The 23491-nt window shown below is 43.3% G+C and carries 20 protein-coding genes, 1 tRNA gene and 1 pseudogene; 7 read left to right on the top strand and 15 right to left on the bottom strand.

Going from position 1 to position 23491, the window contains the following annotated elements:
- Positions 1-13 precede the first annotated feature (13 nt).
- From M9196_RS22340 to M9196_RS22295, 10 genes are all read right to left on the bottom strand, one after another.
- The gene (locus tag M9196_RS22340; RefSeq protein WP_250619711.1) at positions 14-1105 is read right to left on the bottom strand and encodes a flagellar basal body P-ring protein FlgI; all 1092 of its coding nucleotides are present in this window, start codon (positions 1103-1105) and stop codon (positions 14-16) included.
- A gap of 70 nt (positions 1106-1175) precedes the next feature.
- Complete coding sequence (gene flgH, locus M9196_RS22335; RefSeq protein WP_250619710.1) at positions 1176-1949, bottom strand: flagellar basal body L-ring protein FlgH; 774 nt, start codon at positions 1947-1949, stop codon at positions 1176-1178.
- Positions 1950-2028: 79 nt separating this feature from the next.
- Positions 2029-2817, bottom strand: coding sequence for a flagellar basal-body rod protein FlgG (gene flgG / locus M9196_RS22330; RefSeq protein WP_250619709.1), 789 nt, complete (start codon positions 2815-2817; stop codon positions 2029-2031).
- A gap of 18 nt (positions 2818-2835) precedes the next feature.
- Positions 2836-3585, bottom strand: coding sequence for a flagellar basal-body rod protein FlgF (gene flgF, locus M9196_RS22325; RefSeq protein WP_250619708.1), 750 nt, complete (start codon positions 3583-3585; stop codon positions 2836-2838).
- 336 nt (positions 3586-3921) lie between these two features.
- Positions 3922-5226, bottom strand: coding sequence for a flagellar hook protein FlgE (flgE, locus tag M9196_RS22320; protein ID WP_250619707.1), 1305 nt, complete (start codon positions 5224-5226; stop codon positions 3922-3924).
- 26 nt (positions 5227-5252) lie between these two features.
- Entirely contained in the window at positions 5253-5960 is a 708-nt protein-coding gene (locus M9196_RS22315) for a flagellar hook assembly protein FlgD (protein ID WP_250619706.1), read from the bottom strand.
- Positions 5961-5976: 16 nt separating this feature from the next.
- Positions 5977-6393 carry a flagellar basal body rod protein FlgC gene (gene flgC / locus M9196_RS22310; protein ID WP_250619705.1) on the bottom strand — a complete coding sequence of 139 codons (417 nt, stop codon included), beginning with the start codon at positions 6391-6393 and terminating at the stop codon, positions 5977-5979.
- A gap of 5 nt (positions 6394-6398) precedes the next feature.
- Positions 6399-6794 (bottom strand): flagellar basal body rod protein FlgB, encoded by a 396-nt coding sequence (gene flgB / locus M9196_RS22305; protein WP_102468659.1) that lies wholly within the window; start codon positions 6792-6794, stop codon positions 6399-6401.
- Between the two features lie 357 nt (positions 6795-7151).
- Positions 7152-7982 carry a CheR family methyltransferase gene (locus M9196_RS22300; RefSeq protein WP_250619704.1) on the bottom strand — a complete coding sequence of 277 codons (831 nt, stop codon included), beginning with the start codon at positions 7980-7982 and terminating at the stop codon, positions 7152-7154.
- Positions 7983-8046: 64 nt separating this feature from the next.
- A complete protein-coding gene (locus M9196_RS22295; RefSeq protein ID WP_250619703.1) occupies positions 8047-8982 on the bottom strand; it encodes a chemotaxis protein CheV in 936 nt (311 codons plus the stop codon).
- A gap of 76 nt (positions 8983-9058) precedes the next feature.
- Here M9196_RS22295 and flgA point away from each other — a divergent pair, with 76 nt between their 5' ends.
- The 3 genes from flgA (at position 9059) to M9196_RS22280 (ending at position 10759) form a co-directional block, all read left to right on the top strand.
- On the top strand, positions 9059-9805 hold the full coding sequence (gene flgA / locus M9196_RS22290) for a flagellar basal body P-ring formation chaperone FlgA (protein ID WP_250619702.1): 747 nt from the start codon (positions 9059-9061) through the stop codon (positions 9803-9805).
- A gap of 150 nt (positions 9806-9955) precedes the next feature.
- The gene (gene flgM / locus M9196_RS22285; protein WP_250619701.1) at positions 9956-10273 is read left to right on the top strand and encodes a flagellar biosynthesis anti-sigma factor FlgM; all 318 of its coding nucleotides are present in this window, start codon (positions 9956-9958) and stop codon (positions 10271-10273) included.
- 60 nt (positions 10274-10333) lie between these two features.
- Positions 10334-10759: a flagella synthesis protein FlgN gene (locus M9196_RS22280; protein ID WP_250619700.1), complete on the top strand. Its 426-nt coding sequence runs from the start codon at positions 10334-10336 to the stop codon at positions 10757-10759.
- A 161-nt stretch (positions 10760-10920) separates the two neighbouring features.
- On the opposite strand, the gene M9196_RS22275 is transcribed toward M9196_RS22280, so the two are convergent.
- Both M9196_RS22275 and M9196_RS22270 read right to left on the bottom strand, forming a co-directional pair.
- Entirely contained in the window at positions 10921-11355 is a 435-nt protein-coding gene (locus M9196_RS22275; protein WP_250619699.1) for an LPP20 family lipoprotein, read from the bottom strand.
- Positions 11356-11358: 3 nt separating this feature from the next.
- On the bottom strand, positions 11359-11994 hold the full coding sequence (locus M9196_RS22270) for a FlgO family outer membrane protein (protein WP_250619698.1): 636 nt from the start codon (positions 11992-11994) through the stop codon (positions 11359-11361).
- A gap of 173 nt (positions 11995-12167) precedes the next feature.
- Here M9196_RS22270 and M9196_RS22265 point away from each other — a divergent pair, with 173 nt between their 5' ends.
- Together M9196_RS22265 and M9196_RS22260 are read left to right on the top strand one after the other, a co-directional pair.
- Positions 12168-13304 (top strand): flagellar assembly protein FlgT, encoded by a 1137-nt coding sequence (locus M9196_RS22265; protein WP_250619697.1) that lies wholly within the window; start codon positions 12168-12170, stop codon positions 13302-13304.
- Between the two features lie 53 nt (positions 13305-13357).
- Positions 13358-13434: transfer RNA gene (locus M9196_RS22260), tRNA-Arg, on the top strand.
- 116 nt (positions 13435-13550) lie between these two features.
- Here the strand turns inward: M9196_RS22260 and M9196_RS22255 are convergent.
- Positions 13551-13748: a helix-turn-helix domain-containing protein gene (locus tag M9196_RS22255; RefSeq protein ID WP_250619696.1), complete on the bottom strand. Its 198-nt coding sequence runs from the start codon at positions 13746-13748 to the stop codon at positions 13551-13553.
- Positions 13749-14231: 483 nt separating this feature from the next.
- Here M9196_RS22255 and M9196_RS22250 point away from each other — a divergent pair, with 483 nt between their 5' ends.
- Positions 14232-16163, top strand: coding sequence for an AAA family ATPase (locus M9196_RS22250; RefSeq protein ID WP_250619695.1), 1932 nt, complete (start codon positions 14232-14234; stop codon positions 16161-16163).
- Between the two features lie 51 nt (positions 16164-16214).
- On the opposite strand, the gene M9196_RS22245 is transcribed toward M9196_RS22250, so the two are convergent.
- Together M9196_RS22245 and M9196_RS22240 are read right to left on the bottom strand one after the other, a co-directional pair.
- Entirely contained in the window at positions 16215-16418 is a 204-nt protein-coding gene (locus tag M9196_RS22245) for a hypothetical protein (protein ID WP_250619694.1), read from the bottom strand.
- 783 nt (positions 16419-17201) lie between these two features.
- Complete coding sequence (locus M9196_RS22240) at positions 17202-21728, bottom strand: PKD domain-containing protein (protein ID WP_250619693.1); 4527 nt, start codon at positions 21726-21728, stop codon at positions 17202-17204.
- Positions 21729-21967: 239 nt separating this feature from the next.
- Here M9196_RS22240 and M9196_RS22235 point away from each other — a divergent pair.
- A pseudogene (locus M9196_RS22235) lies at positions 21968-23200 on the top strand (IS4 family transposase).
- Positions 23201-23491: the final 291 nt, after the last annotated feature.

The following is a 23491-nucleotide window of genomic DNA, read 5'->3' as shown; positions in this document are numbered from 1 at the left end:
GATGTTTGCCCTATTAAATCACAATAAGCTGGCCTTCAATGGCACCCGCTTGTTTTAACGCTTGTAGAATGGCCATTAAATCTGATGGTGCTGCACCAACTTCATTAACGGCTCTGACGAGATCATCCAACGTCAAGCCCGGTTCAAACTTAAACATTTTACCGTCACCTTCCGTTACTTGAATGTCCGAATTCGGTACCACAACCGTTTCGCCCCCAGAAAACGCCCCCGGTTGGCTCACTCTTAGATTCTCTTTAATCGCCACGGTCATTCCGCCATGCGTAATCGCTGCCGCTTTTAGACGAACATGCTTACCGACAACAATCGTACCAGTACGCGAATTAACGATAATTTTTGCGCCAGCATCTGCCGTATCAAATTCAACGTTTTCAACCGCTGACAAAAAAGCAACGCGTTGACTGAGATCACGAGGCGCTCTGACACGCACAGACGTTGCATCAAGCGGGCTTGCCATCTGTGGTCCTAAGAAATTGTTAATGGCATTCGCCATGTTCTGAGCAGTGGTGAAATCAGATTCGAGCAAATTGAATGTAATGTAGTCACCGCGAGAAAACGGGCTCGGTATCTCTCGTTCAACCGTTGCACCACTTGAAATCATGCCTACCACTGGGTTATTGCCGACAATTTTTGACCCATCAAGGCCTTCGGCACTAAAACCACTCACGACCAGATTACCTTGAGCAACGGCGTACACTTCACCATCCAAACCTTGCATAAAGGTTTGCATCAATGTGCCGCCGCGCAAACTCTTTGCGGCACCAATGGATGAAACGGTCACATCGATTTTTTGACCCGGCTTTGAAAATGCAGGCAGCTCAGCAGTCACAATCACCGCCGCGACGTTTTTAAATTTAGGCTTAAAACCAATTGGCATTTGAATGCCAAATCGCTCAAGCATTGAGCGGAAGCTTTGTTCAGTAAACGGTGTTTTTTCACCTGTCCCCGGTAAACCAGTAACAAGACCATAGCCAACCAATTGGTTACTACGAACCCCGGCAACTTCTGACACATCTTTTATGCGTGCCGCTTGTACGCTTGCCGCGGCAAAACACAAACCTAATAGTAAAAATGTGAACTTTTTCATTACCTTACCCCAAATACAAACAAACCCTCATAGGAGAGGGTTTGCCGCTTTCGATTCGTTAAAACCTGTCCTATAGAGAGACATTAAAAAATCGTGCCAAGAATCCAGGTTCTTGCATATCTTGTTGTGTTCCAGTGCCTGAATATTGAATTCGAGCATTGGAAATACGATTAGAAGCGATGGTGTTATCAAACTCAATGTCGTCTGGACGTATCGTGCCACTCAATCGAATGTATTCATCGCCGGTGTTCAATGTCAGCCATTTCTCACCACGAATGATCAGATTTCCATTGGCAAGCACTTCTATCACTTCCACAGTAATTGAACCCGATAAGCTATTACTTTGATTAGCAGACGCGTTACCTTTAAAGCTGTTGTCGTTTTTAAGCGCGTAGGAGAAGTCATAATCATTAATCGTGACGGGTCTACCGCCGACTTCCAATGGATCCATCGTCGAGTCATTCGCTTTCGACAAATCCGCATCGGAGCTTTTTGCCGCTTTCGTCGCTTCATCAAGCGTAACGGTAATAATGTCACCTAAACCACGGGGTTTAGAATCATCGTACCAATCACGGGAGTAATCGGTATTAAACAACGAGCCTGTCGCTGCCGCGTAATGTTCAGGTTTATTTTTAGGATGAATCGGCGCCCATGCAGGATCATCGGCGACAGGATCGGTTCTGCCTCTTAGCGTATCAACAATACCGGTAGACTGTGTGCGATCGCCTTCGACAGCATCAACGGCGGTGGTGCTGTCGGCCACTTCGTCTACGGACTCTTGCGGCCCAAATTGAGCACAACCCGACAATACGGCTAACACGGTAATGCAAAAGAGTTTTTTCATTGTCCTGAATCCTGTCACTTTACTAAGGCTACGTTTACCAATCACTATTTAGCGCGCGTTAATACCTAGGCGCTTGAATCTATAACTGCTGGGTTGCGAAGCTCATCATCTTATCAACCGATGAAATCACTTTTGAATTCATCTCATACACGCGCTGAGCTTCGATCATGTTGACCAACTCTTCGGTCACATTTACGTTGGAACTTTCCAACATAGATTGTCGAATTTGCCCAAAGCCATCTAACCCCGGTACACCTTCATTAGGATCGCCACTCGCACCTGTTGGCAAGTAAAGGTTTTGTCCTATCGGCTCTAAGCCACCTGGGTTAATAAAATCGACGGTCGTGATGTTACCGACTACCTGATTATCTTGTTGACCACGAACACGCACCGACACTTCACCGTCCGTACCTACAGTGACAGAAATCGCATCTTCAGGAATAGCAATTTCTGGCTCAAGGGAATAACCCGAGCCCGATGTCACAATGATACCTTCATCATTAAGAGTGAACTGACCATTGCGGCTATAACCAATATTGCCATCTGGCATCAATACTTGGAAAAAGCCATCACCTTCAATCATCATATCCATGCTGTTTGAGGTGGTTTGCGCATTACCTGGTGTGTGAATCTTTTGAGTTGCAACGACCTTTGAACCCGCACCTAGCATTAAACCAGACGGGAGCTCTGTATTCTGAGAAGACTGGCCACCGGGTTGGTTTATATTTTGATAGAACAAGTCTTCAAATACCGCACGGCTTTTTTTATAGCCAATGGTTGAAGCATTCGCCAAGTTATTCGAAATGGTTGATATGTTGGTTTGCTGCGCGTCTAAGCCAGTCTTACTTACCCATAGTGCTGGATGCATCGTATTCCCCTAATCCAATTAACCCATGCGAAGCAAGGCATCAGACGCCTTGTCCATGTCTTCCGCTGACTTCATGAGCTTAACTTGCATCTCAAACTGACGTTGAAGGTCAATCAAGCTTGTCATCTCACCCACAGGGTTGACGTTGCTGCCTTCTACCGCGCCCGTCATAAGCTGGACATTGCCATCAAGGCCATATCCTAACTCCGGGTTTTTATTACGGAACAAGCCGTTGGTATCTTTAAATAGTGAACGGTTATCTGGATTGCTCAACTTAATACGGTCGACAATTTCCATTTCATCTGCTGGCGCATCTTGTGGAATTACCGATACCGTACCATCGCGGCCAATCTCAATTTTTCTAAGTGGAATTGGCACCGTAATGGGCGTACCACGCTCACCTAAAACCAAATGGCCATTGCTATTACTTAACAGACCGTTTTGGTCAACCTGAAAACTACCGTTACGAGTTAACCCTTCTTTACCGGTTTTATCCATCACTGAGATCCAGCCTTGCCCTTCAATGGTGACATCAAGATCACGACCTGTCGTAACGACACTGCCTTGCTCAAAGTTGTGACCCGGACGCTCCGTCATGCTAAATACACGCGTAGGCAACCCTTCACCATAGGCTTGCATCGATCGAGCTTGAGCAAGATCAGCTCTAAAGCCGGGTGTGCTGGCATTGGCGAGGTTGTTGGCTCTGAGTTGCAAAGCTTGCATATTTTGCTTTGCGCCACTCATAGATAGATATAGGGCACGATCCATTGATAGCTCCAATATTCAAAGTACACAACATACAAAGCAAGTTGTGTGCCATAATATTTATACCAATAAATACAAATAGTTAACAACAAATAAATAAGGAAATAGTACGATTATACCTAGAGCGGCAAATGAATAGACAAGTGTGGCAGAGAATGTGGCAAGGCAACGTGGCAAATTCACGTCACGTGGCAAAGGTGGCCAGTAGTATCGCGAGCGAGTAATATCGTGAGTCAGTAGTATCGTGAACCAGTAGTATAATGAGCCAATAGCAAGGTCAGCCAAATTGACCGATCTAACGAAAAGCGCCAGTCTAAAACTGGCACTTTTCACAAAGTATTATCTAATTTGTAGGATGTTTTGCTGCAATTGGTTATGCACATCTAGTGCGCGCGAGTTCGCTTGGAAATTGCGTTGCGCCGAGATAAGGTCCACCAGCTCTTGAGTCATATCGATGTTTGACTGCTCAAGCGTACCATTGTTGATAGTACCAAATGATCCTTTGTTCGATTCACCCCAAATTTTCGCGCCAGATGCGGTAGTCGAATCCCATTGAGTGCCGCCTTTTTTCTCAAGGCCTTGCTCGTTAGCAACTCGTACTAACGCTACACGACCCAGCGTAACGTTTTCACCATTAGAGTAGGTTCCAAGCACGTTACCTTTCTCGTCATAGTCGACCTTAGTTAAGAAGCCGGTTGTCGCACCATCTTCATTAAATTTAGTCAATTCAAACGGGGCGGCAAACTGTGTTGCGCCGTCTAATTTAAACGATAACTGCTGTGCGGGATCCGCTCCGTTCATTTCAACGGCGTTAGGGCCTTCACCGATTGCTTCAGAGACAATCGGCGAACCGTTATTTAGGCTAGCGAGTGTCCCGTCGTTGTTAAAACGAATTGTATGACCAACGTGACCTTGCGGTGTTGCAGCATCGCCCCCGGAAATATTGACAGGCTTTTCACCAGCACCATCACTCACCGTGTAATAACTTTGCCAAGTATTTGGCTGAGTTTGATCCTTCACATAATAGGTCGTCATTTTATAAGACTGCCCCATTGAATCGTACATAGTAGACGATGTTGAACGGTTATAAGTTTCTGGGTCAGAATAATCAAATAATGCTGGATTTTTCATATCGCCATTAGCGGGCAGGTTGACGCCAATCTCTATGTTTGCCGTTTGTTTTGGCTTACCAAACTCTGGCGGAACATTGATTGGCTTAGGCTCATAAGAAACCACTTCATTGGTATCTTTGTTGACTTCATAGCCCAGTAAGAACTCATCGTTCGATGTCACCATGTAGCTGTCTTTGTTCAAGTGAAATGCACCGTTTCGAGTGATTTCATTTTGCTGAGGCACTAAACGCTCTTTGGATACGGCAAAAAAACCGGTACCGCTGATGCGTAAATCCATTGGGTTATTGGTCGATACACTTGACCCTTCATGGAACTGCTGAGCAATTTTACTTGGTTGAACACCGCCACCTGGGGTAGTTTTCGAATTCGTGAATAGTGAATTCGAATACACATCACCAAACTCTGCACGAGACTCTTTAAAGCCAAACGTGTTGGCGTTGGCGATGTTGTTACTGGTCGTATTTAAGTCCAACTGAGCCGATGATAATCCGCTCAAAGATACGTATGACATTCCTAATCTCCTAACCTAGCTTATTTTCACGCTTTGCCGACTTCCAATACTTCTGCAAGTCGAACTGGGTTTTCAAAACCAGCTAGATTGAGTAGTACGTTTCCGTCTCCTTTGCCAAGAAGCACGCTGTTGACGTTTGCATAACTAGACACTTCAAGCTCTCTGCTTTCTCCGTCTAGCAAACCCGAGGCTCTCACCTTGTACTTGCCAGGCGGCAATGAATTACCTTGATCGTCTTTGCCGTCCCATTCTACGCGAGCATCACCACCCGGTTTTGCGCCAGCATTGAAGGTACGAACCAATTGACCCATTTCATTTTCTACGCGAACAAAAACATTTTCTAAAGATTGAGGCAACTTCACCATTGCCGCCATACCTTTATCCGCTTCCTTGACACCTGCAGCGCCCGGTACCAATACGTCTCGCCCTACCAAAGAGGAAGCTTGAAGCGCTTGGTTTGATGTCATTGACGAGTTGAGATTCTCGAACTGAGAATTCATCTTACCAATACCATCTACCGTGGCAAACGATGCCATTTGAGCAATCATTTGATCATTACTCACTGGTTTAAACGGGTCCTGTTGAGCCAACTGCTTGGTAAGCAAAGACAAGAAATCTTCTTGCTTAAGATCTTGCTTACCTGTGGTCTCTTCGGGTTTGTTTTGGTCCTGTAGCTTTTTCAGTTGGTCAACGTAGGACAAACCGCTTTGACCAACATTGTTGATTCCGGCCATTTGCTATCTCCTATTTCTATTGACCCATTTGCAGGGTACGAAGCAACATCTGCTTGCTCGCTTCCGCTACCTGGACGTTAGTCTGGTATGAACGAGACGCAGAAATCATGTTGGCCATTTCTTCCATCACATTAACATTGGGCTTATAGATATAGCCTTCGTCATTCGCAAGAGGATGATCTGGGTTGTACACTGCACTTAGGGGCTTATCGCTCTCTACAATGCCCATCACTTTAACAGGCACGGTATGATCACGGTTATAACGCGCTTTACTCAGTTCAGCACCAAACACGGCATGACGTGCCTTGTAAGTTTCTTTCGCTGAGCTACTAACACTATCGGCGTTGGCAAGGTTACTCGAGGTAGTGTTAAGACGAACTGACTCTGCACTCATTGCAGAACCGGTTACGTTAAAAACATTAAATAAACTCATCTTAATTACTCCCCTTTGATTGCCTTAGTCATATTTTTGAACTTACTGCCTAAAAAATCGAGTGATGCTTGATGTCTTAGTTGGTTTTGCATGAACAGGTTTCGTTCTAGGTCAACATCTACTGTATTACCGTCCCCCGTATCGGGTTGGTCAGGAATACGGTAGAGCATTTCCCCTGTCACCGAGGTAGAGGCAGAAATATGCCGTCCATCGGTGCGATCCAGTCCAATGCTTGCCCCTGAGGTTGCCGCTTTTAACGCACGATTAAAATCCATCCCCTTCGCTTTAAAGCCCGGTGTATTGGCCTGAGCGATATTGGTAGAGATGACTTCAGCGTTCTTCTCGCGTACACCAACGGTGTGCTGATGAATGCCGAGTGCATTGTTAAAAGAGATGGCCATTCAAACCTCATTGTTCAAAAATAGTTGCCTTGTAAAATACAAAGCAATTTCCGCGCCAAAACTTAAACTTTAGTCACTTTTATTGAAGCGACGGGGGATGATTTAAGTTTCCTGTGCTGAGGTTAATTTCAAGTACTGTCATTTAAGCTCAGACACGTTATGCAAATGAGTCCATAAACTCAATTTGTAAGCACGCTTGGGAATAGCACAGCAAAATCTGCGCCACGTTCGCGATGGTGTTGATTAGGAATGTCGTTAGTGATTGCTCACGATCCAATCACATGATTACAGCTTAGCAAGAAAGGCATAGAAAAGGGCAAGAAAAAGCCCCGGATGATCCGAGGCTAGCGTTAAGATTTAAGATTTCAGTTTATAGATAATGCCAGGATTGCATCGCACCATCTCAAATTTGTCTGTTAATCCAGTTAACGACTCCGATGCACCCAACAATAAATACCCTCCGGGATTTAAACTGCGCGCCATTTGATTCAAGACTTGTGACTTCATCTCTGGCGAAAAGTAGATAAGCACATTCCGGCAAAAAATAATGTCGAACTTGCCGAGCAATGCATACGAGTCCATTAAGTTCTGTGGCCGAAAATTCACTAAGCGTTTCGCGCTGTCTTTTATCTTCATCTTGCCGTTTTTCGCGTCTTCAAAAAACGCTCGACGACGCTCAGGTGACAACCCTCGTCCGAGCGCAAGGTTATCGTACTCGCCCAAACGACACACATCCAACATTGTGTTGGAAATATCGGTTGCGGTGATCGACACATTCGGCAGCATACCCGGCTTCTTCGCTTGGGTTTCTAGAACGGTCATCGCCATTGAATACGGTTCTTGGCCAGAAGAGCTCGCCGCAGACCATATTTTTATCGGGCGCTTGTTTGCCGCCATTTCTGGTAACAGCTTGTCAGATAATACCGTGAACGGATAATTATCTCGAAACCACAACGTTTCGTTAGTGGTCATCGCATCTACAGCGGCAATGCGCAATTCGCGATTTCGACCCGACACAACATCTCTCAATAGCTGAGACAATGAAGTCAGGCCATTTTTTGCGACCAATGGGCTTAGTCGGCTCCGGACAAGATACTGCTTACTGTCTCCAAGCACGATTCCGCACTGTGACTCTAAAAAACGGCTAAAATCACGATACTCTTGATCGCTTATGGTTATCGCTGTCATTAACTACTCTATTACTGCTTTTGAAAATTGCTTAATACACGTTCTATGTGATTTTATTGTTTCGCTAACCTGCGACGACAGCGGCTTTTACTGCGCCACCTAGTTCTTCAGGGTTGAATTTAGCAATAAACTCATTCGCCCCAACACGCTCAACCATCGCCTGATTAAACACACCACTTAACGAAGTATGCAAAATAACGTGCAGATCTTTAAGCTCTGGATGACGGCGAACTTCTGCCGTTAAGGTGTAACCGTCCATTTCCGGCATTTCTATATCCGAAATCAGCAACGATATTTGCTCACGAATATCACCTTCAGAGGCCATTTCTACCAGCTTGTTGTAAGCTTCCTTGCCATCTTTGACTAAAATAGCTTCGAAGCCAATAGATTCAATGGCTCGTTGGACCTGTTTTCTGGCTACCGCTGAGTCATCAGCGATCATAATGCGCTTCACGATTTGTTTTTGTTGCGTCACTTCTGCTTCTGCGATTTCTTTGGCAAGATTGCCATCCATCGTTTCTTCAACGGGAGATATTTCAGCCAGAATCTTTTCAACATCGAGAATTTCAACTAACTCATTATCAATATTGGTCACAGCTGTCAGGTAATTCGCACGTCCAGCACCTTCTGGCGGCGGCAAGATCGACTCCCAATGCATATTGATAATGCGTTCAACAGAACTGACTAAAAAGCCTTGCACACTGCGATTAAATTCGGAAATCACAACAAAACTATTGGCAATATCGGTGGTTGGCCTTCCGCCGACGGCCAAGCTAAGATCGATAACAGAAATGGTTTGACCGCGGATATGTGCCACCCCTTTGACCAAGCGATGCAAATTTGGCATCGCCGTCAACCTTGGGCATTGCAATACCTCTTTCACTTTAAATACGTTAATGCCGTATCTTTGACGTCCCATCAAGCGAAACGTTAACAATTCAAGTCGGTTTTGACCGACTAGTTGCGTTCTCTGGTTCACCGAATCTAAGATACCGGTCATAAGTTCATCTCCATCTCAAACTTTACGCTAAAAAAGTGATAGTCTACTGCAGGCAATGAGGAACCTGAGAAACAGAATGCTGTATTATAAGACATCTTTTTCGAATACATCCAGTCCCAATTTTAAGCGATTGCTTAGTGGGCTTTTACTCTTTATCGTCTGGCACACGTTTTTCTTTAGTGCATTAACGCACGCCGCGACGCCAGAGCAAATAGAAAACATCCAAAAGGCTGCCGAAGCTCATGTTTTGGATACTTTGGATTCACCACCAGGTGCTGAGCTCTCAGCAAATGCAGGGCGGATTGACTCTCGCGTTCATGCCACAAACTGCGTTAATCCTCTACTCACGTCTTCTTCCAACGCTAGAAACACCAGTAGTAACGTGACCGTTTTAGTCGAGTGTCCCAGCGATAATTGGCGGCTCTATGTCCCCGTAAGGCTGACTATTTCATTACCGCTTGTTGCCGCAACACGACCACTCGCGCGAGGAAGCATTGTCACTCAAAACGACGTCATGATGACAATGATCGATAAAAACCGTTTTCGCCGCCAAGGATTCACTGATTTTGAACAAGTCGTGGGTTCAAAATTGAAACGAAATGTAAAGCTCGGTGATGTCATAGAGCGCAACGATGTCTGCGTTGTATGCCGAAATGAGAAGGTCGTGATACGTGCTGTTAAAAGCGGTATGACTATCTCAACCAAGGGCACGGCCCTGAGTGATGGCTCGAATGGTGACCAAGTAAGAGTGAAAAATGACAAGTCTCAGCGTATAATTGAAGGTATTGTCACTGGCGTTGCTGAAATTACCGTGAATTTTTAATTTATTATTCGCGAATTGTAAATTTTCACTAAAGTATCTACGCTCTAGGTCGATACTGACGGTATACAAGAAAATTCTAGTATTTTCGTACGCTAGTTTTTTGAACACTATTATTTATATTTATGAACACTATGTACAGAAGGCTTAACTATGGCAGGCATTGATAACATTCGTTCTGGTCAGACGCTAACGACGACAAGTCGCGCCCCTGCTCGTTCGGAAGCAAGCACAAGCAGCAGCTCAGCCCCAGTGAGTCAGTCATCAGCAAAACAAGACGCCGTGACATTAAGTCAAGGTGGCAAAGCAATTGGGCAGATGCATCAACAGATGGCATCTCAACCTAGTTTTGATACGGCAAAAGTTGCCGCCATTAAAGAAGCCATTGCTAACGGTTCTTATACCGTCGACCCAGAAAAACTTGCTGATAACATGATTAAGTTTGAAGATGAGCTAGGCGGTTTAAAGTAATTCGCTCTATCTAGGGAGCCCGCATTTTGCGACTCACTCGATAATTAAAAGGTAAAATGCATGGCAGCCCTTGTTGATTTAGTTGACTACCAACTTAAAAATGCAAAAGCCCTGTCTCTTCTATTATCAGAAGAGACCAAAGCCATTGCAGCTCGCGAATCTGGTGATATTGAACGATTAGCCAAAGAAAAAATGGCGCTCATTGGCCAGCTTCAACAAACAGACCAAAGACTCAGCCAACACCAAGACGTCGCAAGGCTAACCGATGAAGCCTTGCTAGCGGAGCAAGTCCGCACCGTTAAGTCCATCATACTTGATTGCCAAAAAATCAACGATATCAATGGACAGAGTCTACAACGGGCGCAACTTAGCTTTAATAAGCTCAATAATTTGATGCAACAAAGCCACGGTAAAATAGGCATGACCTATAACGCAGGCGGACAAACCCATACGCTTTCAACTCTTGGCACTAACCTTAAAGCTTAGCGTTATCTCAGCTTTATAAATGCTCAACGTTTATCCACCTATCACCCTAATACACGATCAAAAAAAGCGACAATCATTGCCGCTCCTTTCTGTACTCTGCCGTTAACGTTAATAGTTAAAACCGTTAATAGTTAAAACCGTTAGCCGCTAGCCGCTAGCCGTTAAAATAGTGTCTGGCGCTTCTTCTCCGGTACACGGCGGATTTCACCGTAGTCACGAAGCCTATCCATCTTTTCAATATCTAGTAGCAGCTCAGTGACATAACTGTCACCCACTTTGTAGCTTCTCACTACTTCAGCGCCACGAATCACACCATCAACCGCCCCTGTTGTCGACTCAACACCAAGCTTTTGGTCTTGCAGATCCGCCCTTGCCGATACCCGAAGGCCATATACTTGTTCTGCCAACTCACGATAAGCATCAATCTTCGACGCTCGCATTGCACGAACTTGCTTCTCTTCTTCATTACGACCAGTTTGTTCGCTAATACTGGCATAACCGACTGCCGTTAACGTATTTTGGTTAAGTGCACTTATGGGCGTACAACCAACCATCAGCATCATGGCAAATGCCATTAACCACATTCTCATCTTCATTTCCTATGGTCGTAGAATTATTGTGTGCGGTGACGTCATCATTGGATCAGAGCGAATCAATACCCCATCTTCTGTACGCATTTGATTCAAGGTATCAAGATCTCGACCAATACGATCCGCAGGTAAGAAACCTTGAGCAGACGCAACCACAACTCGTGATTGCATGCCAACTACACGTGCATTAATTAACACACCACCTTCCTGACGCAGCATCGTGCCCGTCAAGACAAACTGAATTTGTTGTTCTTGCGCTAAGTCTTTCCAATCTCGGCTTAACGCAAAGTCACCTTGGCTCGTCACCTGTATAGAGCCCGTTGTTTTAAAGTCGACAACTTTAAACCCACGGCGCTGCAACTGATGAATAAATCCTTCAGACACCGAGTTACCCAGCCAATTGGTGGATTCCATGCTCTGCAAATCTACAAAAGATGCCACCGCAATAGGGGTTCTCACCGATACACTGGTGTTTGACTCAACAAGGTCTTCGGTCAAACCTTCTACAAAATAGTCCATCGTATGACGGGGACTCTCCATCAGCATAAACTTACTGCCGCTGTAGGTTTCTTTACCGTTATAGATTGGTGAGTAGGCACAAGAGGTCAGTGTTAACACCGATGCCATCAATAGCCACTTTTTCATGTTTCACTCTCCAAAGTTGTGAATTGGGTAGATTAATTCCTGAGCCTGTGAAGGTTGGAACAATCTTTGCTTTCTCATTGTTGTCGTTAATAAGAAAGTCCGCTCCAATATTCGCTGGTAACCGTTTAGCAATAATCATCTAGCAAATATTGTTCCGCATTTGGATTGGTCGCATGAAAAAAATTATTTGTTCTTTAGTTTCAAGTACCTTACTCGCCATCGGTGCCAGCTCGGCACACGCGGCTTGGTATGAGGTCACCGGTGTTTCAACCATCGTATCGTCGGAAAAGGCGGCAAGGATCTACGCCCTGGAAGACGCGGTCTACAAAGCGGTAGATTTTGCCGGAGCCGATATTGGCAGCCTATCAGGGCTAGCACCACTGCTTGAAGATGACAAAGAGCAATACCAGTTCATTGACTCTGAAGTGCGCCATATTGTCATCGATGATAAATACACCAGCGGCAACCAAATGTTCGTGAAAGTCCGAGTGGACATCTACCCATCGGCAAAGGCTTGCCATCAAAGCCAGTACAAAAAGACCTTCGGGGTGGCAATGTTTGACATTGTTGACCCTCAGCAAGCCGTTATGGGGCAGATTTATAAGCTTGGTGAAGATTACAGCTCGGTGATAGAAAAGCAGCTTGCCACTCGCTCGTACAGCTTTGTCTCTGTGGGGACAACACGCTATGAAATTGACAAACGACAGCCAGAGCGGATAAAAATGATTGCGCAAGATCTTGGCGCGCAATATTTGATTACTGGTGAAATCAACGACCTGACTGCCACCATTACCGCCGGCGGGTTGCTAAGTGATGATGTCACCAATCGACAGTTTGCGATGAGTTTAGCTATTTTTGATGGCAAAACAGGCCATGAGATTTTCCAACATTCCTATCGCGAGATCGCCAAGTGGCCGTTTGCTAAAACCAGTAAAGTGGACACGAAAAGTGCCCGATTCTGGACCTCTACCTACGGAGAGATGATGCAGCGCATTAGCCGCAACATCATGCTAGATTTTGAAGCAGAGGTGTCTTGTAAAATGACGCTGCCAGAAGTGGTTGCCAGCTACGGCAATAAAATCACCCTGGATTTAGGCCGTGTCCACGGCGTTCAAGCCGGAGACAAGCTCACACTTTGGCATACTGGATCATTCATTGACCAAAACGGGCTGCCGCGAAATAAAGTCTCACAAAGTGACATTACACTAACAGTATCAAGGGTCTACGAGCGCGAAGCAGAAGCAACGGTCGACCAACCTAGCTTAGCGAACAGTATTCAGATTGGCGATGTCATGCACAAACAGCCATAAATCTAACAATATAGGCTTAACTTATTCAAATAATTGAGTATTATAAGCCATAAGCTCCCGTGGCACAGCTGGATAGCGCGGCCCCCTCCTAAGGGGCAGGTCACAGGTTCGAATCCTGTCGGGAGCGCCAGTAAAATAAAATCCCCTTTAATATAAGCATGTTAAAGGGGGCTTTCTACTATATCCCTATGTCATCCCCAATCCATAACATTAGAAATAATCAAGTGAACGAGTCATTGATGACGGTTAGCAATACACCTTTCTATTTCTTATGAATCGATTTAGATCTTCTAAGTCATACATGACTTTTCCTCCTATCTTTGAGTATGGTAAATCATATCTTTGATTGGTAGCCCAAACTGCTAGCGTCCCAGCGGAAACTCCTAGATATCTTGCAGCAGAAGGTCGTGACAGCAATCGACACTCACGTTCATTGTTATTCATAATAAAGTCGTATGGCTCAAGGTTAGCCACATCTCCATTTGTTAATTATCTTTTTATCTAGGTTACCTAATATTAACTAATTCTAAAACCGTCAGATAAAAGTAATTTCAAATTAGTCGAGACAAATCGATTTATTTAAAATCCCGTTTGACAGAAAATATTTAGTAACTTCGATTAAGCCACAATAAATATACAACTGTAAACAAAATGAAATAAAAATGAACAAATTAAGTTACTACAGATTACCAGCCAAAATACCACAAAAAACAACCATACAATACGTGAATTAAATTTAGCAGGATTGGATAATCTAGAAAGCATACTACAAATAAGTTTTCTTTTTTGCGATATAGAATCCAGATTTTATAAACAATTCCGCATTTCTAAATATGCAATAAATTTCTAAGACTATTCAAATGGTATTTTCAGGCGGTATACTTGCTCAACAGCCAAATAAGTATAAGTTCACTGGGTAGAATAGTCTTGAAAGAAACCTATTATTTAAGAAGTGACATATGTATATCGCCACCAGGTGGTGCTCTGGAAATAATCAAAAGCTTAGGTATTTCAATATCAGACAAACATAATAAAGGGACACCTTGCCCATTATGTGGTGGTAGAGATCGGTTTTCATGGACTTTAAAAAACAACACTTGGGTATATTACTGTAGGCATTGTGGGGGCGGAAACCTAATAACACTAGTAAATAAACTCTACGAGAACAACAATGAAGAAAGAAAGAAGGCACTGAAGATGGTTAGACATTCCTTCGATACCGAAGCTTATAAGTCAATGGATATAGAAAGCTCCGTAGGAAAAAATGATAAATTAAACTATATTTCTGAATTTGTAAGTGACTGCTTTAGAGTTAATGAGCATGAGTATCTTACTAACAAAGGAATCTATGATATCTCAATTTTGGTTTCAAATAGAGATGTACATATTGGAGACAACATCTTCCCTAAAGGTTCTATCTTAGTTCCGGGATATATACGCGATACTATTAGTTGCGTGCAATTAATAAATAAAAATGGAAGCAAAACTTTCATTAAAGGAAGTAAACTGAAAGGAAGTTATCATTTATTAAATGGTAACTCTCCACAAAAAATATTCGTTGTAGAAGGTTATGCTACTGCTATTAGCGTGTGGTTAGCAATGGACAAGCGGCATCATGTTGCAGTCTCATTCTCAGCTAGTAATCTAAAAGAGTCGGCAAAAAATATTAGATCCGACTTTAAGTTACCGTTAACTTTTCTCGCTGATAATGATGAGAGTAATATTGGCCTGAAATATGCTTTAGAGGCGAAATCCAAAAACGAACTGGTTTTTTTACCTCCAACCATAGGTGATTGGGACGATTTTAGACAGAGCGGTGGCGACATAGAAAAAAAGATAGCCGAACTTGAGCTAAGCGAACTACACCTATTTAGACTAAGACCGTGTTTTGATGGTTTCGATTCTGAGTTTGGGTATTTGATTAAACATTATCTTCCGACGAGGTCATTTGGCGTATTGTATGGTGCAAGTGGTAGCTACAAATCATTTCATGCATTGAACTGGGCAACCCATATAGCGCTGGGGCGCAACTGGAATGGTCACAAAGTTCAACAAGGCTCCGTCTTATATGTCGCTGGTGAAGGTGGACTTGGAGTACCACGACGGATTAAGGGACTAGCCGATACTTACAACGATGGAAAACCAGTTAAAGGATTACATAGGTTAGACCATGCAGTGTCTATGAGCAGCATCGATCAAGTAAATCTACTTGTTCAAACACTAACTCACTATATGGAATACACCAAGGAACAGTTTTCACTGATTGTGTTAGACACTCTTGCTCGATGTTTTAGTGGTGATGAGAACCGAACAGAAGATATGGGTGCTTTTATTTCAGCGTGTGATTATCTCAAAACAAAGCTAAATCTAAGTATATTAGTTGTTCATCACTCTGGAGTTTCCGACAAAGACCGAGCTAGAGGCTCGAGTGCACTCAGAGCAGCTAGTGATTTCGAGTACCGTGTTGAACGCGTTAATGACTCGAAGCCAAAGCTACTGCTTTCTAGCACTAAATCAAAAGATGAGATAGAAAACGCTTCACAAACATTTACATTAGAAGAAATGAGTCTATTTACAGATTCTGATGGCGATGAGGTGACGACTCTAGTTGTTTCCGATGCTGGACAAGAGCATGAAGAAACTGAACAGGAAAAGAACATCAATAAAAACCATAAGCTTGTTTGTGACACCGTAGGGGAACTAAACTCACAAAACACCAAAGCCAACTATGAAAATATTAAGGGCGCACTCAAACAGCAGGAAGTAAATGTCAAGAACCTTAGACGTTGGATAGACGCATGTGAATCTAAGTCTTTGCTGAAAAAATGCAATGACGAATACGTCTTAGAAGCGCGATAAAATCAAGAGCTCACTCACATAAAGTACTTAGGGAAAAAGTGAGTGAGCTCTTTATATTTGTGGGTCTCCTACGCTGCAAATGACGTCGACAAGCCGTTTCTCAAGCTCTAGACCTTTCGAATGCGCCTCGTTTGGCGTCACTTTACCTAGCGCATACTTATATTCAAACTGACCATAAAAATAGTCACGAACACGCCGAGGAAATTGGAAACGGAAAGTCCAAGAATGATGACTAGATTGAGTTAGATAGCGCATAGCTCAGTACCTAAATTCAGTACCAGTCGCGTTTTCTATGCTATTTGAAAGGTGTGGTGCGTTATAACTCGTTGATTAAAAATCACTAAGCGCTAGATCGTGATGCTTGCAACACAAGCATAGCCCAAGCAAACTTTCAAACAGTTAGAAGGCAATTTGCAGTATAAGTCAGCATGATTTTGCATTAAAAGTCTGCAAGTTTTAACGAACCTGAAAATGCCTAGTAGTAAAATTACTACATTGCAACCAGGTGTCCTTGAATAGCGCTGGAGCCGTTTATAACAAACGTTTGGACAAAACTTTGTCAGTTATATTACTAATTTAGGATGTAACGGATTAATTGAAGTATGGGAAGGTAACGCCCCAGTCAGCGGGATCTTGGGAGCAGAGCGAGTAAAATTTCCGAGTGCAGTGGCTTGATAGCTTCACAAGCCACCAGAGACAATTTCTCGTAGAGACTCTATTTTTTCTTTAATTTGTTTATCTTTGATGGTGTATGTATCTGCTACTTTTTCAATGAACCCTTGCTCCCATTCATACTTAATAAACGCTGTACTAAAACCAACGTTTTGTAATTGCTTGCAATGCAAAAAGGGCAATGGAATACGGTTATCCGAGTTGGCTCATTTCCTAAAGGCGAAGTTGAACCCATGATAGATAATTCATTTAGCTTGGTTGTCGCTGAAATGACCAAGAAAGGATCTGCAATCTATCTTACTTGATGATTTGAAATAGCCCTTGATAAACATCATGGGCTATTTCATCTTTACTCATTTGTTCATCTTAGTTTATTTCAGTGACCCCTGGGTAGAAACTACCAATGGGGGTATTAGCTGGAACAGTGCTTTGTGTAAACGCTCCTCCAATGAGAGTATACGAGTAGATCTGATCTTCACTTGGGTTACCATTGGACGCAAAACCAACAATATCACCATTGGTATCTTCGGTTAAGAAGCCAACCATTGATGTATTCGTAATTGCGGCAACCTCTATTACGGTATATGCGCCATCGAATTTCATTAACTTACCATTTTCAGTACCATAATAGAAATTGCCATCACTCGCTGCTAATAAGGCTGTGGAAGGTATATCTATTAACCCTGTTACTGAATCACTAGTGGTAGGCATTGCGCAATCGTTCGATACTTTCTGAATTGTTCCCTCGTTTAGAGTAGCGCTTTGGCGTGTTGCAAAAAAGCCATCTGCACCATGTGTTGCGAAGCTTATTGCACGAACAGGGTCATTCGGGCCTGCTGTCGTAAAATTATGAACGCCTCTCAACATGCTAGTTGGCTCTACGCAATAAAGCTTATTATCAGTAAAAAACCAAAGGTTGTCGTTATTAACGACTAACTCATAACTAGGTATATGATCGCTATTGCTGTCGAAGTCACCTAATTCATTAAATGCCAGAGTATCGGGGTTAATCGAATAAAGGGCATAAACGCCTCTGCGGCGCTCTAACCCTAGTCCATAGAGAATATTTGCTGAATCCTCTGCAAGGCCAATACCTGGGCGGAAAAACTTTGGAGGAGCTACTTCTTGTGTAACTCCTGCTGTGGCATCGAAAAATGTTGTCGCACCTCCAAAATTATCACTACTGGCACTATTTGATAGTGTAGAAAAGAAATAATCCCCCTTAGATGTCTTTGTCGCTCGGCCATATGGGAAACCTCCTCTGGCAAAACCAAAGTCCAGTTGATTAATTTTATTGTTTAAGCGATCAAAAGTTATTAATGCTCCGCGTTTGTTAGCCCCACCGTCATAGCTCAAGGTTGTAACAAAGCGGTCATTGATATTATCGGTGGGTCGATTAAGGATGGCTGGGTCACCTAAAAATAAGGTTCCGCGGTCACCGCCACCAATAATTATAGGCTGATCAGCATAGCTGGCTTTTGTTACTGCACTTAAGGTTGGTGCCGCAATAGGTATACCTAAGGCTGCCGCATCAAACCCAATAAAACTTGACGCACTTTCATCCACAATATTCATGTAAGCGGTATCTCGAGTTTCGGAAGCCGTTACGCCTTGAATTTCACGGTCTATTAAATTGGTAAATTGTCTTTCTAGTACGGGCTTTGCTGCTGATGCATTGGTCCGGTAAAGCACTGGAGGAAATCCACCACCTCCTTTACACATTATAAAAATATCGACATTACCCCATGGGAAAGTACCTTCTGAATTATGACAGTCTCTTACTGACCAGCCTCCATCACTATTACGTGCGTGGCCAGTCAAAATAAGCGGTGAACCTGTTTCTATTAAAATAATTGAATCATTATCGAAGGTTATCTTTCTGCCTTCTATTGCAACAAGGCTACCAAATGGGGCAATAGACCAAGGTTTACTTAAATCTGAACTGTCACTAGGTGTAATTTCAATCGCCGGACGCCGTGGCTGTATTCTGGAAAAGCCAAAGGTAGCAATAACTTTATCTGCACCATCCCAAGTCAAATCACTAACAGGTGAAGTTAATGAACCAGCATAACTACCCTGAACCTGCCCAAATTCGGTTAAGATAGATATTTCTTTGAAAGCTGCACTTGCTGGGTCGCTATTAATATGAAATAGCACTCCAGCATTATTAACACCACCTTTTTGGGAATATATCAACATGGACTTTCCATCAGGGTGAAACAATATTTTATTACGGTAAAACCTAACTTTATGTCCACTTTGGGTTATTTCGGGGAGGTTTAAAAATATGGTTGCTGTATTGGTTTCAGGGTTGAACTCTAAAATGGCGCCCAACTGATTTAGCCCAGTCTCATCCGCTAATAAGTAGATCTTATTATTGGTAGGGTGGGTTACCGGAGACTGAGAATGATCGATAGTACTCATTGACGGTAAGCCATGTAAGCTCAATATTTCTGTGGTTTTAGTCAAATCTTTTTCCTGAAGGGAAATGAGTGAGCCTGAGCCGCTTTCTCCCCCTGTGGCGCTTAGCATCATCAAATTATGACCTGGGGGTAAGGGGATTGCCGCGCCTTTAACGGGATCATTCACCTTCACCCTAGCGCTGATCCAGTTACTATCTAACTGTCCGTCATTAACGGCAAATGCAAGGGTATAATCACCTGTTACATCAGGTGTAAAAGAGGGTTGAGCAATATTGTTGTCATTTAAAGCCACGTTACTTGTAGGTGGGGTGAATAAAATCCATTTATAAGTAAGCGTGTCGTTATTGGCATCAAAACTGTTACTGCCATCTAGTACATATGGTGTCCCTGTTTCGCCGTCCAATGTACTGCCTATTCGAGCAACGGGAGCGATGTTTTTTTCGGTATCATGGATAACGATAACATCGGGCAGGCTAATGCTTTTACCATCACTGACAAAAAGCTGGATAACAAAATCACCCTCGACATCGGGAGTAAAGTTAGGATTTCTACTTGTTGAATTTTGTAGTTGCGCCGAACTTCCAACAGGGCGGCTTAATATACTCCAACTATATGTTAAAGCATCGCCATCAGCATCAACGGAACCAGAGCCATCAAGCACCAAATTAACGTTAAGATCTACTTGTAAATCATTACCAGCATGAGCGACCGGTAATGTATTGTTTACACTGTCACGAACCACCATTACATCAGAAGATTTTTGTCCTGCAGCATCAATAACGGTTAATTGCATTACATAGTCGCCACTTTGATCAGGTGTAATGGTTGCTATGGCACTATCACTATTATTGATAACTGTAGCGCTACCACTTGGGCTTGATAACATTGACCATTGATATTGCAAGGGTTGTAATTCAGGATCGCTTGATGTTGAGCCATCCAATGTGACCAATGTATTTGTCGTTGCGCTTTGATCATTGCCTGCTTGGGCTATAGGGGGTAAGTCTTGATCTGAAATGATGACGGTAGCAGGTGCGCTGCTCTTCTCTCCATCATTGACGATAAGTTGAAAGACATAATTACCTATAACATCGGGAGTAAATTGTGGTGCTACAACATTATTATCCGTTAAAGTTGCTGTACTTGTGCTAGGTGCTGAAACTAAAGTCCAGCTGTAAGTTAGCATGTTTCCCTCAGGGTCTGAGGACTTTGAACCATCCAAGCTAATTGTTTGACCCGTTACCGTCTTTTGTGCCATCCCAGCATTAGCTGTAGGTGTTAAGTTGTTGGTAGAAATGGTCACTGTATCTGCCAAGCTAAATCGATGCCCATCGTATACGATGAGTTGTACTACGTAGTTACCCGAAACATCAAGGGTAAAACTAGGATGCATTGTATGAACATCTGCTAAGGTCACGGCAGAGTTTTTCGGTTTTGAACTGATTGACCAACGAGGTGTTAGCGGATCTCCATCGCCATCATTTGAAGCACTACCATCTAAATGAACTATTTGGCTGACTTGACCGCTAATATCTGTACCGGCATTAGCTACAGGCGGGTGATTGTATTGGTGTAGAGTTACAGTGCTTATTGCACTATCGAGTTGTCCATCATTAACTTGTAATGAAAGTACGTAATCACCTGAAACGTCAGGAGTAATACTGGCTTTCACCGAAGTGTCATCAAGGATTTTTGCAGCGCTGCCAGTGGGGGCATTTACAATGCGCCATTGATAGCTCAATGCATCACCGTCGGCATCGCTTGAGCGAAAACCATCAAGAACTAAAGGGCTACCCACAGTGAAAGTGGTGTTTATACCGGCATCAGCAATAGGTGCAATGTTTTGATCGCTAATTAATACGGTGTCTGGTGAACTCTCATTGTTACCATCACTCACTATGAGTTGAACTTCATAGTTGCCAGATATATCTGGAGTTAATACCGGGAAAGGCGAGTCTGCTCTCGCTAATACAGCAGCACTACCCTCAGGCATAGATATTAATGTCCAGCTATAGCTTAATTGGTCTCCATCACTGTCAAAACTTAAACTACCGTCTAGTGTGATCGCATTAGTGCCCTTTGAACTTTTATCCAAACCAGCATTTGCTACAGGGACCGAATCATTATCACTAATCGTTACGGTAACAGGAAGGCTGTCTACAGTGCCATTGTTAACGATTAACTCAATGATATAATCGCCGACTTGATCTAAATATATGCTCGGAAATGGACTTGTTGGATCACTAAGCTGGCTGGAGCTTGCTGTTGGTTTGCTAACGATTTGCCAAGCATAAGTGATTTCTGCGCCGTCAGGGTCAAACGAACCGCTACCATTTAGTACTGCGGTAGCACCTTTTTGCAGCATTATCGAGTGCCCTGCGTTTGCAATGGGTAAGGTTTTATCTTTATGAGAATTGTTGTCACTACAAGCAGTTAGAGCAAAGAATAATAGTATGTATAGAAACCTCATGAAGATCCTTTATTTTTAGTATTAATTAGAAATGCTTAGACTCACTATAAACATTACTAACATAGTCTAATTTCAGTATTTGCGATATGTTATTCAGCATAAATCCAAATATCCATGAAAACATAACGCTTATTCATAGACAGGATCTTAAGAGCTAACTTGTTTATTTAGATAGAAAAAAGGCTTCATTTATGATCAGATAATCGTCGCTAAACAATCCTACATCAACCGTGAAGCCGATGACGATCATCTCCCTACAAAAGCAATTTAAGCAATTCTTTAATGCTGACACCCTTCAAAAATTAGCGAAAAGTACAGGCCTGATGAAACGGTGTCGGGCGATATTACCCGAGCAGTTAGTCATCAGCTTATTGGCCGCCTTAAGTAAAGGAAACTGCACTTCCATTGCTGATTTACTGCGAGCATTCAATGGGATGTGCTTAAGTCCTGAAGATGCCGTGGCATACAAGCCTTACCATAACCAGTTGAGAAAAAATGAGTTTCCCAAGTTCATGCGTCAACTTGTTATGCGAGCGATAGCTCAGTTTGCTCGCCAGCAGAATGCCGCCCTACCAGATAAACTCAACACCTTTGATGATGTGTTGCTTCAAGATGGTAGCTCTTTCCACATTCATCGTGACCTCCGAGTCGATTTAAGCGGAGCCCTGCCGCGGTTGAATGCCATATGACAATGTCGTTGAAAAGCTTTTCTCCAGTCGCGATGAGTATCAGCGCTGATACGGCATCAGAAAGAGACTTTTTACCAGCCCCCAAAACGATGAATAACAAATTGCTGTTGGCTGATGCAGGGTATCCTGACTTCCACTTCTTTCGCGAGCTTGAACAGTATGGCGGATTCTATCTTGTTCGAGGTGCTAAGCCTCTGAATCCTATAGTCATTGAGGCGAGAAACGCTCAAGGGCGACTTCTGCCTAAGTTAGAAGGAAAGAAGCTGAAAGACATTACTCGAGGCACCAATCGCTCACAAGTTCTTGATCTAAAAGTTCGTCGAGGCAAACAAGAGTTTAGAATTGTGCGACGTTGGTTTGCCGAAGAAAAACGATTCTGCATTTGGATAACTAACTTACCTTCAGATACCTATACTGCCGTTGTCGATGGCAGGTGGAGCTGCTTTTTAAGGAGTTAAAATCTCATACCAACTGGCAACGATTTGTCACCGCCCAAAAGCCATCGTTGATGGGCCTATCTGGGCGAGTTTACTCGCACTGATTATTAGGCGCAGTACTGCGCTTCAGATTTTGCCATCGGTCTCGCTGTTTAAGGCGGCAAAAAAAAGTGGATGTATGGCTGTTACCGATATTTGAATGTATCAGCCACGGTGCATGGTCAGAAATCAGTAACAAGCTCGAATGGGCCGCCAGTTATATATCAAGAAACGCCCAAAAGTCGGCCAGAGGAAGTCTAAAGAAAACATTACGTTAGACGGAATTTATGCAGGGCTTAGTGCTTAAGGTTCAGTCTATGAACGCTTATTAGACCTGATTGTCGTTTTTCATCCTTCAGTGATGCAGTCATTTTTATATTAACTCAACCGATAATCAATAATTTATGAGACATAAAGGGAAATTAGACTGCAAGATGTCGCCTAATGACGGGAGTGAGCAGTTATCAACTCAATCGAATAAGTTTTAGTAGGGTAAAGTCACGCCCTATAAATTGAGTAGAGTATTTAATCTAAGAGATTTTGGGGCAAAAGTGAGTCACGGAGATCAGTTACAATATTGTGATCAGTTACAATATAC

The sequence above is a fragment of the Vibrio methylphosphonaticus genome (genome assembly GCF_023634655.1).
Classification (GTDB): domain Bacteria; phylum Pseudomonadota; class Gammaproteobacteria; order Enterobacterales; family Vibrionaceae; genus Vibrio; species Vibrio methylphosphonaticus.
Note: the sequence above shows the minus strand (reverse complement) of the source record. Positions and strands in the feature narration are given on the sequence as shown.